Genomic DNA, 15,922 nt, shown 5'->3' on the forward strand with positions numbered 1-15,922 from the left:
TCACAAGTTCTCGTTTATTTTTTTGATACCCTTTTTAATGTTTTCTTTGTAATATTTTAAGGTCACTTCTACGATGACTTGTATAGGTACTGAAAGTATAGCTCCAATTATACCGAAGAACGCTTGACCGAGTAAGACAAATGCAATCGTTGATATTGGATTTAACTTTAACTGTGTTTGATAAATTTTAGGATTAATAACATATGCATCAAGTTGAGGGAATATTAGTGTGAATACACCAATACCAATCATACCATATGCTGCATTAGGAACTGTCATTACGATAATTGCTGTAAATAGGATTGAGAAATACCCACCAAAATAAGGAATAAGTGATAAAACTGCAGCAACAACAGCAACAAGTGGAACAAATATGAAGAATTCATTAAAGAATAATGCAAGGATAAGCATTAATCCACCATACTCTAAAGCTTGTATACCTGCAATGATAACTTCTGCCCATAAATAATTAGTTAACTCATTATCTATTGTTTTAATATAATTAAACGTCTTTGGTTTAACTGTGATAGAAAGATACTCTTTGATGTTTTCTCTCATTTTAGGGAAATTAAATAAGAAGATAATACCAACAACAATTACAACAGCTCCACCAACAATCACATTCCATACAGTATCAACTGTACCGCCTGTTGCAGTAAAGAAGTTTGTAACTTGTAAGACGATATCATCAACAATTGATGTTACATAGGATGCAACATTCGTTGTATCCACCTGAAGAATTTCTCCTATTTCAATTAATATATTTTGAATACCAACAGATAGATTACCTATGGAATCTACAGCAGGTTTTAATACGCCCCAGATTAAATATATTGTAAATAAAACTGTTGATGCATAGACAATAACAATACCCAACCATCTTGGTATTTTAAACTTTTCTAACAAGTTAATGAGCGGGTTTAGAATATAGGCAATTGTAAATGCGATAATTAGTGGCAATAGTGCATTAAATGCAACTAATGCAATACCAGAGACATATGGCCATATAAAGAATAATCCTATTAGAATTAAAATCAATAATACGATATTTAATAACTTAGAGTTTAGATGTTTCATATTAATCACCCACCTCATACATTAAATTAAACGGTCCTACATAGGTTGCATCGATAACCATGTGTGCACCAAATATTCCTGTTTGTGTTTCAATACCTTCATTCATGAGTTTTTGAACAAACAACTCATATAAGGGTTTAGAAATCTCAGGCTTGGCAGCCTTTGTGAAACTCGGACGATTGTTATTGGATGCATCACCATATAAAGTAAATTGAGATACAACCAATACTTGATGCTTACTTTTATCGATACTCAAGTTGAGTTTGTCATTTTCATCATGAAAGATTCTTAATTTAATCAATTTCTTAACACATTTATCAACCAAATCTTCTGAATCTGTATCTTTAATGCCTAAATACACAATATAACCTTCTGAAATGCTTGAGATTAAAGTATCTTCAACATAAAGCTTTGCACGACTGACCTTTGTTACAAGCATTCTCATTGCATATCACGCTCCACATAATATACTTGAGGCACTTTTTGAATATTGACCATTAATGTATCCAATTCACTGCGTTTATTCAGTGTTACTTTTAAACGAATAATACTTTCAAATTCTTGATTCGTAACTGCAGAAACCTCAGCAATCGCAATTCCGTTAGCATTTGCAACTTGAATAATATCTGTTAAGAGTCCTGTTCTTGATGTTCCCTTGATCTTTAACCATGTTGCATATTTTCTAGTTAAATTCGTACCCCATAAAGCAGTAATTAATCGCTTACTATCGTATTGTTTTAAGTTTGTACAATGATTCGCATGAACTACAATACCACTTCCTTTTGTCACATAACCTGATATTTCATCACCAGGAATCGGTGTACAACAGTTAGCAAGTTTTATTTGTGGGTTTGAAAGTCCTTCAATAACAACACCTGTTTCAGAAATGGCTATTAATTGACGTTGAGTTCTTTCAATTTGTCTTTGAATCAACATTTCTTTTGTTATTTCAGGAATTAACCTGTTCATAACAGTTTTTGTTGAAATATTTCCTTTACCAATTTCTAGGTAAAGTTCATTTAATGTTTCAATACCTGACTTTTCAAAATTCTTCTCTACCCATTCATCATCGAGAATATCATCTCTTTTATTAAGAATCAATTCTTTTTCTAATAATTCTTTACCTGTAGATAGAGTTATCTCTTGATTGCCTTTATTGATAAAACCTTTAATTTTGTGTCTTGCATGTGGTGATTGTGCTATTTTTAGCCAATCCTCACTAGGACCTGATGAGTTTTTATTGGTTTTAATAGAAACCACATCACCTGTTTGTAATTCATGGTCTAATGTCACAATTCTTCCATTAACAATTGCACCAACCATTTTATGACCTACATCAGTATGAATTCTATAGGCAAAATCTATTGGTGTAGAACCATGTGGAAGTTCAATCACTTCACCTTTTGGTGTGAAAACATAGACGTTTGCTGAAAATATATCTGTTTTAACCGTATCAACAAACTCTTGAGAGGTTCCAGCTTGATCGTCTTTATCCTCTGCTATTTTGAGTAATTCTGCATACCATTTAAGTTTAGATGCAATTTCAAATTGTTCACGTTCTTTAGAGTATACTTTATTTTCTTTATATGCCCAGTGAGCAGCAATACCGTCTTCAGCAACCTTGTCCATTTCTTTTGTTCTTATTTGTACTTCAAATAACGTACCGTCTGAATGTAGCACTGTTGTATGTAGTGACTGATAAAGGTTTGGTTTAGGTACCGCAATATAATCTTTAAATCGTTTTGGGATTGGTGTAAAATGTGCATGAATAATTCCTAATGACTGGTAACATGTTTCAACCTTGTCAACAATTACACGTACTGCTAGAAGATCATAAATATCTTCAAATGATCTTCCACCATTGACCATTTTCTTATAAATCGAATAAATGTTTTTAATTCTACCCTTTATTTCAAAATTTTTGAGTTCAGATTCTTCAAATAATGTCTTTATATATTCAATAACATTTTCAATATTATTTTCTCGCTCTGTTCTTTTTGCTTTTACGAGATTAGAAACTTTATAATACATCGCAGGGTCCACAAATCTTAATGAACGATCTTCTAATTCTGCTTTCCATCTAAATAGACCGAGTCGATGTGCAATCGGTGCATATATATCCAATGTTTCTTTACTAATGCTTACTTGTTTTTCTGATGACATCGAGTTTAATGTTCTCATGTTATGAAGACGATCTGCAATTTTAATTAAAACCACTCGAATGTCTTTTGCCATTGCAATCAACATTTTTTGTTGATTATCAGATTGTTCCGTATTTTGAAAACTAATTTTACTTAATTTAGTGACACCGTCCACTAAGAGTGCAGCATCTTTACCAAAATCTTGTTCAAGTTCTTTAAGTGTATAATCTGTATCTTCTACTGTATCATGTAGTAATGCACCAACCAATGTGATTGGTCCAGCTTCAAGTTCTGAAAGAATTCTAGCAACAGCAACAGGATGCGTAATATAGGGTTCACCACTTTTTCGCATTTGACCTAAGTGCTTTTGTTTAGCTAGTTCATAAGCTTTGGTGATTAATTTTATGTTTGTCTCACTTTTAATATAATGAGAAATATCAGACATAAGTGCTTTATATAATGCATCATTCATAAAATCTAACCACCTTTCTTTATTTTAATAATGTATTAATGTTTTTACATCATAATTTTTTAATAGTTTTCTGCCTTCTAAATCATCAAGTTCGATTAAGAAACATAATCCAACAACTTCTCCGCCCAGTCTTTCAACGAGTTCAATTGTTGCTTGCATTGTACCACCTGTTGCTAATAAATCATCAATTATTACAACTTTATCACCTTTTTTAATGGCATCTGCATGTAAGGATAGTGAATTTGAACCGTATTCTAAATCATATGATACCGTTACAGATTCACGTGGTAACTTACCAGGTTTTCTTACAGGAGCAAAACCAATGCTTAAATTCACTGCAACAGGACATCCAAAAATGAAACCTCTTGCCTCGGGTCCAACAATTACAGTTGCACCTTTTTCTTTTGCAAAAATTGTGAATGCATCAGCTGCAAATTTATAAGCATCTCCGTTTAACATTAGAGGTGTAATATCTCTAAATAAAATACCTTCTTTTGGAAAATCTTTTACAGCAGCAATATATTGTTTTAAGTCCATGGTTTTCTCCTTCATAGTTAAAATAGGCATGTTTGCCTCTCATAAATATTATATGTTATTTCACTATATTTTACAATGAAAACCCATTCAATCAATCCTAAAACTATGACCCAGTTTTAAACAAATTAACCGTTTATCATGATATAATAATGATAGGAGGAATGACATGGAACCTTTAGCTAGTAAAATGAGACCCATTCAATTAAGTGACGTTTTAGGACAAGATCATTTAATCTCAAATGATGGTGTTTTGACAATGATGTTAGAAAAAAAGAAATGGTTATCTTTTATTTTATATGGTCCTCCTGGTACAGGAAAGACAACCATTGCTAAACTTTTTTCAGAAGCATCTCAACTGGATACATTCTTTTTTAATGCCTCAACCGATAATAAAGCTCGATTAAAAGATATCTTAGATATGACTGCTTATCACGATATATTAATCATTGTTGATGAAATCCACCGTATGAAAACAGATATACAAGATTATCTACTTCCATTTTTGGAAAGTGGTAAGGCTATTATGATTGGATTAACAACATTAAATCCTTATCAGTCTATCAATTTAGCTATTCGAAGTAGATGTCATTTATATGAGGTCAAGTCCTTGAGTGATGAAGACATCAAAAAAGCAATTTATAAAGGTATTTCTTATTTAGATGTTCCTGTGAAATTAACAGATGATGCGGTGGAGACCATTATTCGTGCTTCAAATCATGAAATACGTTCGGCATTAAATTTACTGGAAAGTGCATCTTTAGTTGTTCATGAAGGTAAAACAATCACATCAAATATTATAAGAAAACTTGCTGGAAAACCTCAATTATCATTAGATGATCATGAAGATCATTACTATGAAATGTTATCCGCACTTCAAAAATCTATTCGTGGTAGTGATGTGGATGCATCACTTCATTATCTTGCAAGGTTAATCACACTCGGTGATTTAGAAGTTATTTTACGTCGCTTAATCGTTATTGCATATGAAGATATAGGGTTGGCAAATCCAACCATGGGACAAAAAGCGGTCGCTGTTTATCAAGCATCCAAAATGTTAGGTTTACCTGAAGCTAGAATTCCTTTATCAACATTAGTTGTAGATATGGCTTTATCACCAAAATCTAATACTGCTCATGTTGCATTAGATGAAGCAATTGCTGATTTCCAAAATGGTATTACCGGGGATATACCAAAACACGTGGATAATAAATACTTAAAAGTTCACCCTGAAGTTTATCATTATCCTCATAATGACCCAGGTTCTATCAATAGTGAGCAATATTTGCCTGAAAAAATATTAAAGAAAAAATACTATAAACCAAAACAAGAAAGCGCATATGAAAAAGCACTTTCTGAAAGAAAGAAAATTATTGATAAATTGAAAGGATATTAAGAATATGGAACTTAAATCAAAAAATATATTAACGATTGTTTCAGATGACTATGATGATTTAGAATTTCATTACCCACTGATAAGACTTACCGAAGCAGGTGCAAAAGTGACGATTGCTGCAGAAGTTGCAGGTAAAGTTTATCATGGGAAGTACGGTTTAAAAACGACCTCAGACATTTCTTTTGAGTCTGTCAATCCTAAAAATTATGATGGAATCATTATTCCAGGAGGTTGGGCTCCGGATTACTTAAGAAGGTTACCAAGTGTTTTAAGTATTGTTCGTTCTATGCACCAAGATAAAAAAATCATTGGTGCAATATGTCATGCAGGTTGGGTGTTATCTTCTGCTGGTATATTAAAAGATGTTCAAATGACTTCAACTCCTGGTATAAAAGATGATATGATGTATGCAGGAGCAAAATGGATAGATGCACCTGTCATTCAAGATGGACACATCGTTACAGCAAGACGTCCAATAGATTTACCATACTATCTTCCAAAATTAATTGAGTTATTAAAAAAATAGCCCATATAAATAAAATAGTTCACTTCATTGAAGTGAACTATTTTTTATCATCTGAATTAACTTATTTCAGTAGAGATAATTACAGGAATTGTAATCGGTTTTCTTCTGATTTCTTGATACACATATCTAGAAACTTCATCTCTAATTTCTAACTTGAGTTCATTCCAATTGATATATTTACCTTTTAAATGCTTATCTGAAACTTTATCGAATATTTGTTTAATATCTTGAATGACTGTTTGATTTTCATGAACATAAACAAACCCCTTAGATACTATTTCAACATCCCCTAAAACTTTCTTCTGTTTAGGATCAATATTAGCAATGATAAGTAATACGCCATCAGCTGCCAAGAGTTCTCTGTCTCTCATGACAAAATCATTCACATCACCTACAGCAGTACCATCAATTAATATATCTCCAGTTTTTATTTCTTCTTTTGATACATATGCTTCTTTATCTTTAATAAAATTTACAGAATCTCCATTATCTAACAAGAATACTTCGCTTTCCTTATAACCAAGTTGTAAAGCTAATTGTTTCACACCATATTGATGACGAAACTCACCAATGGTTGGAATAATATATTCTGGTCTAAGTAAATTAATCATCATTTTAATTTCTTCAGCTGTTGCATGTGCACTTGATAATAGTCGCTTATCCATAACCTTAATGTCCGCCTCACTTCGGTATAATACATCAAGGGTTTTTGCTGCCATTTTTTCTGTACCTGGTACAGGAGCTGTCATAATTAAAACAGTGTCATTTTCAGTAATATGTATTAATCTATCCTGTTTCTTACACATACGTTGTAACATAAAGAATGGTTCATGTCTATTTCCTGTTACTAAGCAAACTAAATTGTTTGCATCATTCTTATTTTTTTCATCAATAAATTTTAAATTAACTAAAGATTCATCAGGAATAATTAAGTATCCTTTTTCAATAGCAATATCAACAATACGTTGTGCTCTTCTACCAATAATTGCAATCTTTTTATGATGGTTTAATGATATATCAATGATTCTTTGAATCTTTTGCAAATCAGATGAGAAAAGTGAAACAATAATTCTTCCCTCAGCATTAGCATATACAGAATTAATCTTATGTGTTAATGTATCGTGAATGCCGCCATCTTGAACTAAAGTGGAACCTAACGATTCCGTTAATAAAGCAATAACTTTTCTTTGAGCAAGTTCATTAATCTTAGAAAAATCGGTTTGATATTTTGGATCACCATTTTGAACAAATGTAAAATCAGATGTATAAACAATCACACCATCAATTGTATGGATTGCAACACCTACAGATTCAGGTATAGAGTGTGTTGTTGAAAAGAAAGTAATTTTAACGTTACCAAATCTTATAATCGTATTTCGATCTATTGTATTTAATGTAAGTTGTTCTAAATCAAAATTCTTTTCTTTTAGTGTATCTTTAACAATGTCCATTGTAAAAGATGTCGCATATACAGGTACATTGAGTTCATTTAATATATGTGGTAATGCACCAATATGATCCTCATGGGCATGCGTTAAAAAGATACCTTTGATACGGTCTTTAATATTAATTAACATTCTATAATTAGGAATTATTTCATCGACTCCATAGAGTTCTTGAGTGGGATACTTTAAACCAGCATCCAAAATAAAATATTGTTTGTCAACATCGATGACATACATATTTTTTCCGTTCTCACCCAATCCACCTAAAGCGAAAAAACGAATTTCACTCATAAATAATCGGTCCTTTCAGAAACGTAATACTTTAAGATTATTATAACATACTTTTTTATCTTGGTTAAAAAAAACATTTTTATCATAATGGTTTTGATTTTTTTGATTATAGTTTATAATGAACATAAACAAGGAGCGTTTAGCATATGATTGGTTATCCGAATAAAAAGAAAATAGTACCTAAAGTAAATAATTATGCAAATTTAGGCATGACTTTAGAATCTGATATTGATGAAACCAATCGATATTACCGCTCTAAAGACATCGCTATTATCCATAAAAAACCCACACCGATTCAAGTTGTTAATGTCTCATATCCAGCTAGAAATAAAGCTAAAATTGTAGAAGCATATTACAGAACTCCTTCTACTACCGACTTTAATGGTATCTATAAGGGCAAATATATTGACTTTGATGCCAAGGAAACAAACTCTAAAACCAGTTTTCCTTTATCCAATATTCATGAACATCAGATTAATCACTTACAAGATGTAAAAAAACATCAAGGCATTGCATTTTTAATTATTAAATGGTCTCAATACGATGAACATTACATTATTTTTATAGATCAAATCATTGAGTTTTGGAACGGTGCTAAAGAAAAAGGTAGGAAATCTATTCCCTACCAATTCTTTAAAGATCATTGTTTAGTTATACCTTTTAATTATCAACCAAGACTAGATTATTTAAAAATTATTGATTCGTTAATCTAATTGGATTTGATTGAAATTGATTTTTTAGAATATTTAACTGTTTTAAAGTTAGTGACCCTATAACACTAATCGATATGATCGAAGTTAATGTATACAATATATTATATATTCCTGAATATAGGAATGCATTTTGTCCTACATTATTTAATAGATCTTGAGTCCATTCATTGTAGCTCGCATAAGTTACCCATAACAATGCACCTACAATTGTTGATGAAAGCCACCTAATCATCATCACAGTAACTGTTGTTACAATGAAGTTCAGAGGTGTTTCCAAACCTTTTTTGAAAAAACCACTTAATCCTAGTGCACCAAATGCAATAACGTAGTCTAACATGAAGACAAGCGAGGCTTGTAAAAAATCCTCTGTGAAATATGCGAGTGCATATCCGTCCATGTAGAACGTGAGTACACCATAAAGCACTGCACCAATGATGCCATACAATGGACCAATAACTAAACCAATTAAAATAATTGGTAACAATGAAAGATTAAAAAATCTTCCACCGAGTGGCATGGACACATTTAAACCAGGTATCAAACCTGTCACGAAATCTATGACTAAAGCCATAGCTAATAAAGTCGATACCAAAGCTATTTTTTTGATATCTAAATGATTTTGATTCATTCTTTTTCCTCCTCAAGAAAATAAAAAAATTTCTTTGGGAGCCAAAGAAATAAAAAGTTAAAAATATATAACTTTCCCTCCGCTGGCATAACCCAGATCAGGTTTACGGGTCGATTTTGAATTTAATCCTCTCAGTCAATCTTTGACTCCCCGAAGTTGATCGTTATTATTATATCAAATTAAAACCAGAATACAAGCTATTTACTTTATTGAAATTCATACTTTTAATCATAGAAAATAATTAAAAATAATTTTTAGTAATTTCATTGACAACTGAAATAATTTGGTTTATAATATAGGTAGTGAGGTGATATTATGGGTATTACATGGTTTAACGGAGAACCAAAAGAAATTGTTGTAACATTGACTGAAACCAATCTAACAATCAATAAACCTGGTGCGCAGTTCTTTGAAACCGCCAATCAAGTGATGTTGGGGTATGATTTAGATCGTCAAGTATTGTTGATAAGGCCTTTATCGAAAGATGAGGTTTTAAGAGGGGATATTCCAGAACACACTCGATATAATATCAGTGTCAATTCAAGTTATTGCAGAGTTTCAAACAAAGCCTTTATGCTTAGAATATCTAAAGTATTTGATCTCAATTACTTAGATAAAGGTTCAAAGTTTAAAGCGGTTTGGATATCCAATAAAAATATCTTAGAAGTGTCATTGAAGGAGGTAGTAGTATAATGGGTGAGTATATGATTTGGTTTTGGCTAGTAATCTTTATTATTGCACTTGTAGTTGAATTCTTGAGTGTTGAGTTTATTAGCGTATGGTTTGCACTTGCAACCCTTCCTACAATGATAGTTTCATACTTCTATCCAGATAACCTATGGTTACAAGTCATTGTATTCTTCGTTTCAGGTTTCGTCTTAATGGCATTAACTCGACCAGTTCTGATTAAGTACTTTAAAAGGAATGTCGTTTCAACAAATGTAGATTCATATATTGGTAAAGTCGCTATAGTTATTAAAGAAATATCAGACACGCAAAGAGGACAAGTAGATTTTGAAAATATGAACTGGACTGCTATTTCATCAGAAACCATTCCAGTCGGTTCAAAAGTTAGAATACTTGCTGTAGAAGGTAATAAATTTATAGTTACACAAATAGAAAATAAGGAGGATTAAAAATATGCAACCAGATGTATTCTTGATTGTATTGATTATTTTCTTTGTAGTCATTGCAGTCATTTTAGTTTCAGGAATTCGTATTGTAAATCAAACGAGAAAGTACGTAGTTGAAAGATTAGGTGCTTATCATGCTACATGGGGTGTAGGTTTTCATTGGCTTATACCATTCGTTGACAAGGTGGTTTCAGTCGTTTCTTTAAAGGAACAAGTTAAAGACTTTGATCCACAAGCTGTTATTACTAAAGATAATGTAACGATGCAAATCGATACCATCGTCTTCTTCCAGGTTACAGACCCTAAATTATATGCTTATGGTGTTGAAAACCCGATTAATGCGATTGAATCTATTTCTGCAACAACATTACGTAATATTATTGGGGACTTAGAACTTGATACATCATTAACTTCAAGAGATATCATTAATGAAAAAATGAGATTAATTCTTGATGATGCAACTGATAAATGGGGTATTAAAGTTAATCGTGTTGAAGTTAAGAACATTATGCCACCTAAAGATATTCGTGAGTCTATGGAAAAACAAATGCGTGCTGAACGTGAACGTAGACAAACAATTTTAATTGCTGAAGGTGAAAAACGTGCTAAAATTCTTGAGGCTGAAGGTATTAATGAATCAATCATCTTGAAAGCTGAAGCTGAAAAGAGACAAGTTGTCTTACAAGCTGAAGCTGAGGCTGAAGCAATCTTTAAACTTAAGGAAGCCGAGGCTTTAGGTATTAAATTGATTAAAGAAGCAGGTGCAGATGAAGCTGTTCTTAGAATCAAAGCATTTGAAGCACTTGCTAAACTTGCTGATGGTCAATCCACTAAGATTGTTGTTCCATCTAACTTAGCTGATCTTGCTGGTATGGTTACTGCATTAACAGAAACAGCAAAAACTACAAAAGAACCTACAAGTAAAAAATAATCGCGTATAAATAAAAATTCTGTCATAACGACAGAATTTTTTTTACTCGAATAATATTTTATCTACTGTGTTTGAATTAAGTGCTAGAATTAAGGATTTTAATAACCTTTTGGTCTCTAAAATATCTTCTAGACTGACTATTTCTTGACTTGAATATCTATTTCTAACAGGAATACCTATAGATATACACGCAGATCCTGTTTTGGAAAGTGATAAATATCCACCTTCAGATGCTTCTGTTTCTAAATACATTTCCTGTATAGAAATTTTTTCTTTTTGTGCAACTTCTCTTACAAATCTTAATAGTTTTGGATGTGCAATGAGTCCTTGATCATAGATTGCAACCATTGGTCCAGAACCTAATTTTCTGCCTCTTGAATCTAAACCTGGCAAATCCATTGCATCATATGCATAAACTGCGATAGAAATATCGGGTTCAACCATATAAGAAACAGTCTTTGCACCTTTCATAGACATACTTTTTTGTGTTGTAAATGCAACATTTAATTCAACATCACTCGTATTTAATTCATTTAGAAGTTCAATCAATAAAGAAATTGCTGATCGATTGGATAATCCTTTTCCAATAACTAAATCATTACCTAAACGGTTGATTTTATGTTGATAGGTTATCATATCTCCTATCTCGATACCTGCTTTTTGTGCATCGATATCTGATTTAAATCCTGCATCCAACAACATATCTTTTAATGGAAACTCAGATTTTCTTTCTTCAGGTTGTAAATATGAATAAGGTTTATAAGTTGATACTGCATGTATCTTTCCATTTTTCGTAGTAATTGTAAACATTTGATGTAAGAAACTTTGAGAAAAATGAATTCCTACTGGTTGAAACTTAATAAACCCATCTTTAGTAAATCCTGTCACAATTAAGCCTGGTTCATCCATATTCGTAGTTAGTAACAACTTAGGTCCAACACCTTCTTTAAATATTATTGAACCTAAACCATCTTTGATGTGTGGTTTATTGATTTTACTTACTAAATAATTAGAAACTTCTCTCTCGTTTGATGCGATTGCATCCAATTGACTTAATTCAGTTAATAAAGAATATGTTTTCATTTTTTCTCTACGCTTTCTTTCATTTTAATTGGTTTATTTTTAATGGATTGGTATTAAACTATAATAAAACCTAGGAAGTGGTGAGAATCTCTTATGTTTAAGTGGGAATTTACTTACTATAAATCGGGATTCCAAATTAGATTTGGCATTCAACTCCATTATAGGTTCAGTTCCCTAAAAGATATGTTAGGTTCCACGGGTACTTCCTAGGCACTTTCAATTTACCTCAAATCGATTGATTTGTCAATCTATAAGACTTAGATCACTTATACTTTTTTAGTAAATTTCTTACAGAATCCTTTAAATCATCACGTTCTAAAGAAAAATCAATGATGGCTTCTATATAACCCAATTTAGATCCAATATCATAACGTTTTCCTGTCATATCCAATGAGAATACATCTTCAGTGTCCATGAGTCTTAAAATAGAATCTGTTAATTGAATTTCATTTCCTGCACCTCTTTTTTGATTTTTAAGTAAATCAAAAATTTGAGGCGTTAGAATATATCTACCTGAAATTGCTGAATTGGATGGTGCTTTTTCTTGAGGTTTTTCGACAACACCTTTAAGTTTAAATATTGGTTTTTGACTATCATCTGAAGGTATACAAATACCATAAAGTTTTGTATCACTATCAGGGACCTCTAATGTTCCAAGAATACTAGATTTCTTTTCATTATATGCATCAATTAATTGTTTAAGTGCTGGTTTTTCTTTTGAAACATAAACATCATCACCTAAAAGTACTGCAAAAGGCTCTCCGTTTATAAATTTTTCTGCTTGTAAAACAGCATGTCCTAATCCAAGTTGTTCTTCTTGATTGGTGTAAAATATTTTTATGCCATAATTCGTACTCTTCATTAATTTAATATCTTCAAGTTTGTTTTTTTCTTTTAAAAACATTTCAAGTTCAACATTATTTTCAAAATAAGATTGAATAGCCCCTTTATTGGATGAAATGATAATTAATATTTCTTCAATTCCTGAATTTACTGCCTCTTCTACAATGTAACTTAATGCAGGTTTATCAATAATTGGTAACATTTCTTTTGGAACTGCTTTGGTGATTGGTAAAAATCTAGTACCCCATCCTGCTGCAGGTATAACCGCCTTTTTAATCATTCTATTTTTCTCCTTCGTAATATACTAATATTCTTACATACTGTGCTTTGTAAATCATTGCATTTAATAATAAATCTCTTACCTTTTGCTCAATAGCAAATTTTGAATTTGAAACTCTTATCGATACTCTTGCAGCATAATACTCTGCATCATCTAGTTCTTCTAACCTTGCAACATAATATAGTTTAGATAGTTTTAATATATCTTCCATCTCTTTAAATGAGAAAATAATTGAAATTATTAACTCATTATTGATAATATGTAAATCATTGAGTAAATCAGCAAGTGATAATGCTCTTGCTACAATATAATCTGTTTTATGGAAGAATGTTTTTTCATATATTTGCTTATTTTTATCATAAACAATTTGTTCAGATACTTGTGTATGATATAAATTCTCCAAGAACGTAGAGAAATTTTGAGCTCTCTTGCCATGTTTGTGGAAAAAATCAGTGTATATCATTAAATCAGATCCATTATACGTATAAGCAGTAATCATAAAGTGTTTTCTATTTGAGTAAAATAACACCTCATGTATATGTTTTTGAAATGTCTCTAAATCAATTCTAAATTTATATATCCCAACTATATGATAGGTCTCATTATATACAAAAGGTTCATAAAAGTCATTTGCAAAAACATATCTTTGATCATCTTGATCATAGTATTTATATGCATGATAAGCCACTCTATTTAAAGATGAAACCTTTTCGTATATGATATCTGCAATACCTAACAACGATATAACAACTGTTAAAATAATTTGAGATGTGAGTGATATGGGTAGTAGCCATATTGCTAGAATCATTGGTACATAAATAAACATGATGGCTGCTCTAAATAGTGCATTAAAACCTTTTTTATATAAAATAAATGTTAGTACAAAGAGTGTTACAACCCCGTAGAAAGTAAAAAATTGAATTGGATTATACGTTTGTAAATCAATATATATATTTCTTAATTCGCTAATAAATAAGTATATTCCTGCAAAAAGCATGGTCACTGTTAAAAGTTGTCTAGATCTTAGATACCATTTTTTAGTGAATAACTTTTTTGTTTGAGGTAATCGAACATAATTCTTCATCTCTTGACGGTAAGAATAAAATGGCCAGTATTTACCTCGAATAGAAATTCTTAGTGGTAATGTATCCTCATCTCTTAATTTACGTTCTATATACTGTTCAAAATTCGCTAACGGATTTAACACAATCATTAACGTTCCTATTGCAATCATCGGTTGTTGATAATCTGGTAATACTAATAACCCGGATATAATGATGACTGAATAAATAAATACGACAATGAATTTATGTATGCCACTAAACAAATACACAAACAATAAAACGAACAAGATTACAGTACCAACCGTATAAATAATGGAGTAATCTAGCTCTAAAAATGGATAAACAAACGAAAAAGAGATGAGTAATAAGATTGAAATGATCAAACTAATAAAGATTCTTCTTCGCATTGTAAACCCCTATAACTTACCAATGTATGATTTATATTATTATATCAAATTATACGGTATTTGTAACCTAGTAACATGTTATTTAAGTGGATTATTTAATAAAAAAAATGAAATCTCGTTGTGAGATTTCATCTAATTTTAGTTTGCAGGATTATATCCAATTTTAGCTAATGCTTCTACTAATTCTTGTTTCTTTAGTGATTTAGCATTTTCAATACCTTTGTCAATTGCAATAGGTCTTAAATCAGCTACAAGCATTTTACTTAATTCAACTTCTAAAGCTTTTGTGTCAACAACTGCTTCAACTTTAGCTTTAGGAGCTTTTTCAACTACTACTTTTTCAGCTTTAGCAACTACTTCTTGCTTAACTTGAAATTTTGCAGGGTTTGCAATAGCATCTTTTGCTAATTCAACATATGAAGTGAATACTGTAGGTTCTGTAACCGCAATATCAGCTAATACTTTTCTGTTTAATTGAACGTTTGCTAATGATAAACCGTGTACTAATTTAGAGTATTTGAATCCGTTTGCAACTGCTGCTGCGTTAATACGAGCAATCCATAATCTTCTAAAGTTTCTCTTGTTTTGTTTTCTGTCACGATAAGCATACATTAAGGAATGTAAAACTTGTTCGCGTGCTGTACGATATAAGGTATGTTTGGAACCGAAATAACCTTCAGCTAATTTTAATATTTTCTTACGTCTTTTTCTAGTGACGATGCCGCCTTTTACTCTAGCCATTTTTTAGTTCCTCCTTATTTTAAGTTAGCAATTAAGCGTTTGATTCTCTTTGCATCTGTTGCGTGAACAGTTGTTTCTGAACTTAATTGTCTATTTTGTTTTGTAGTTTTTGATGCTGCTAAGTGATTAGAATATGCTTTATGGCGCATTAATTTACCTGTACCAGTAACTTTGATACGTTTTTTTAAACCGCTGTGTGTTTTTTGTTTTGGCATGT

General features: G+C 31.2%; 17 protein-coding genes, 1 pseudogene and 1 riboswitch. Of the genes and pseudogenes, 6 read left to right on the plus strand and 12 right to left on the minus strand.

The window, feature by feature from the left end:
- From B5X49_RS01785 to B5X49_RS01800, 4 genes are read right to left on the minus strand one after another with little or no spacing between them, the layout of a single operon-like run.
- Window positions 1–1,077, minus strand: coding sequence for an AI-2E family transporter (locus B5X49_RS01785; protein WP_045749471.1), 1,077 nt, complete (start codon window positions 1,075–1,077; stop codon window positions 1–3).
- A 1-nt stretch (window position 1,078) separates the two neighbouring features.
- A complete protein-coding gene (gene dtd / locus B5X49_RS01790; RefSeq protein WP_045749472.1) occupies window positions 1,079–1,522 on the minus strand; it encodes a D-aminoacyl-tRNA deacylase in 444 nt (147 codons plus the stop codon).
- Complete coding sequence (locus B5X49_RS01795) at window positions 1,519–3,690, minus strand: RelA/SpoT family protein (protein WP_045749473.1); 2,172 nt, start codon at window positions 3,688–3,690, stop codon at window positions 1,519–1,521. Before B5X49_RS01795 ends, dtd begins: the two co-directional genes overlap by 4 nt.
- A gap of 24 nt (window positions 3,691–3,714) precedes the next feature.
- A complete protein-coding gene (locus tag B5X49_RS01800) occupies window positions 3,715–4,257 on the minus strand; it encodes an adenine phosphoribosyltransferase (RefSeq protein WP_281268238.1) in 543 nt (180 codons plus the stop codon).
- A gap of 136 nt (window positions 4,258–4,393) precedes the next feature.
- On the opposite strand from B5X49_RS01800, the gene B5X49_RS01805 reads away from it, so the two are divergent.
- Both B5X49_RS01805 and B5X49_RS01810 read left to right on the plus strand, forming a co-directional pair.
- On the plus strand, window positions 4,394–5,620 hold the full coding sequence (locus B5X49_RS01805; RefSeq protein ID WP_045749474.1) for an AAA family ATPase: 1,227 nt from the start codon (window positions 4,394–4,396) through the stop codon (window positions 5,618–5,620).
- Window positions 5,621–5,624: 4 nt separating this feature from the next.
- Complete coding sequence (locus B5X49_RS01810) at window positions 5,625–6,146, plus strand: type 1 glutamine amidotransferase domain-containing protein (protein ID WP_045749475.1); 522 nt, start codon at window positions 5,625–5,627, stop codon at window positions 6,144–6,146.
- Between the two features lie 56 nt (window positions 6,147–6,202).
- On the opposite strand, the gene B5X49_RS01815 is transcribed toward B5X49_RS01810, so the two are convergent.
- Complete coding sequence (locus tag B5X49_RS01815; RefSeq protein WP_045749476.1) at window positions 6,203–7,882, minus strand: ribonuclease J; 1,680 nt, start codon at window positions 7,880–7,882, stop codon at window positions 6,203–6,205.
- A gap of 146 nt (window positions 7,883–8,028) precedes the next feature.
- On the opposite strand from B5X49_RS01815, the gene recU reads away from it, so the two are divergent.
- Window positions 8,029–8,595 carry a Holliday junction resolvase RecU gene (recU, locus tag B5X49_RS01820; protein ID WP_045749477.1) on the plus strand — a complete coding sequence of 189 codons (567 nt, stop codon included), beginning with the start codon at window positions 8,029–8,031 and terminating at the stop codon, window positions 8,593–8,595.
- On the opposite strand, the gene B5X49_RS01825 is transcribed toward recU, so the two are convergent.
- Window positions 8,576–9,223: an energy-coupled thiamine transporter ThiT gene (locus B5X49_RS01825; RefSeq protein ID WP_052670058.1), complete on the minus strand. Its 648-nt coding sequence runs from the start codon at window positions 9,221–9,223 to the stop codon at window positions 8,576–8,578. The genes recU and B5X49_RS01825 overlap by 20 nt on opposite strands.
- Before the next feature lie 57 nt (window positions 9,224–9,280).
- A riboswitch (TPP riboswitch) is annotated at window positions 9,281–9,386 on the minus strand.
- Window positions 9,387–9,538: 152 nt separating this feature from the next.
- On the opposite strand from B5X49_RS01825, the gene B5X49_RS01830 reads away from it, so the two are divergent.
- The 3 genes from B5X49_RS01830 to B5X49_RS01840 are packed head-to-tail and all read left to right on the plus strand — an operon-like array spanning window position 9,539 to window position 11,287.
- A complete protein-coding gene (locus tag B5X49_RS01830; RefSeq protein WP_045749478.1) occupies window positions 9,539–9,916 on the plus strand; it encodes a hypothetical protein in 378 nt (125 codons plus the stop codon).
- Complete coding sequence (locus B5X49_RS01835) at window positions 9,916–10,359, plus strand: NfeD family protein (protein ID WP_045749479.1); 444 nt, start codon at window positions 9,916–9,918, stop codon at window positions 10,357–10,359. The genes B5X49_RS01830 and B5X49_RS01835 overlap by 1 nt, the downstream gene beginning before the upstream one ends.
- Before the next feature lie 4 nt (window positions 10,360–10,363).
- Window positions 10,364–11,287, plus strand: a complete 924-nt coding sequence (locus B5X49_RS01840; protein ID WP_045749480.1) for an SPFH domain-containing protein — start codon at window positions 10,364–10,366, stop codon at window positions 11,285–11,287.
- 42 nt (window positions 11,288–11,329) lie between these two features.
- Here the strand turns inward: B5X49_RS01840 and B5X49_RS01845 are convergent, their stop codons facing one another.
- The 6 genes and pseudogenes from B5X49_RS01845 to rpmI all read right to left on the minus strand — a co-directional run bounded on the left by B5X49_RS01845 (window position 11,330) and on the right by rpmI (window position 15,920).
- Window positions 11,330–12,370, minus strand: coding sequence for a zinc-binding metallopeptidase family protein (locus tag B5X49_RS01845; protein WP_045749481.1), 1,041 nt, complete (start codon window positions 12,368–12,370; stop codon window positions 11,330–11,332).
- Window positions 12,371–12,632: 262 nt separating this feature from the next.
- Window positions 12,633–13,493 carry a UTP--glucose-1-phosphate uridylyltransferase gene (locus B5X49_RS01850; RefSeq protein WP_045749482.1) on the minus strand — a complete coding sequence of 287 codons (861 nt, stop codon included), beginning with the start codon at window positions 13,491–13,493 and terminating at the stop codon, window positions 12,633–12,635.
- Between the two features lies 1 nt (window position 13,494).
- Window positions 13,495–14,964: a hypothetical protein gene (locus B5X49_RS01855; protein WP_045749483.1), complete on the minus strand. Its 1,470-nt coding sequence runs from the start codon at window positions 14,962–14,964 to the stop codon at window positions 13,495–13,497.
- A 138-nt stretch (window positions 14,965–15,102) separates the two neighbouring features.
- Entirely contained in the window at window positions 15,103–15,222 is a 120-nt protein-coding gene (locus B5X49_RS07715) for a Rho termination factor N-terminal domain-containing protein (RefSeq protein ID WP_245943193.1), read from the minus strand.
- A gap of 129 nt (window positions 15,223–15,351) precedes the next feature.
- A pseudogene (gene rplT, locus B5X49_RS07720) lies at window positions 15,352–15,705 on the minus strand (50S ribosomal protein L20); the annotation flags it as partial.
- A gap of 14 nt (window positions 15,706–15,719) precedes the next feature.
- Window positions 15,720–15,920, minus strand: coding sequence for a 50S ribosomal protein L35 (rpmI, locus tag B5X49_RS01865; protein ID WP_045749485.1), 201 nt, complete (start codon window positions 15,918–15,920; stop codon window positions 15,720–15,722).
- Between the last annotated feature and the right edge of the window lie 2 nt (window positions 15,921–15,922).

The organism is Acholeplasma oculi (genome assembly GCF_900166985.1).
Lineage (GTDB): Bacteria > Bacillota_I > Bacilli_A > Acholeplasmatales > Acholeplasmataceae > Acholeplasma > Acholeplasma oculi.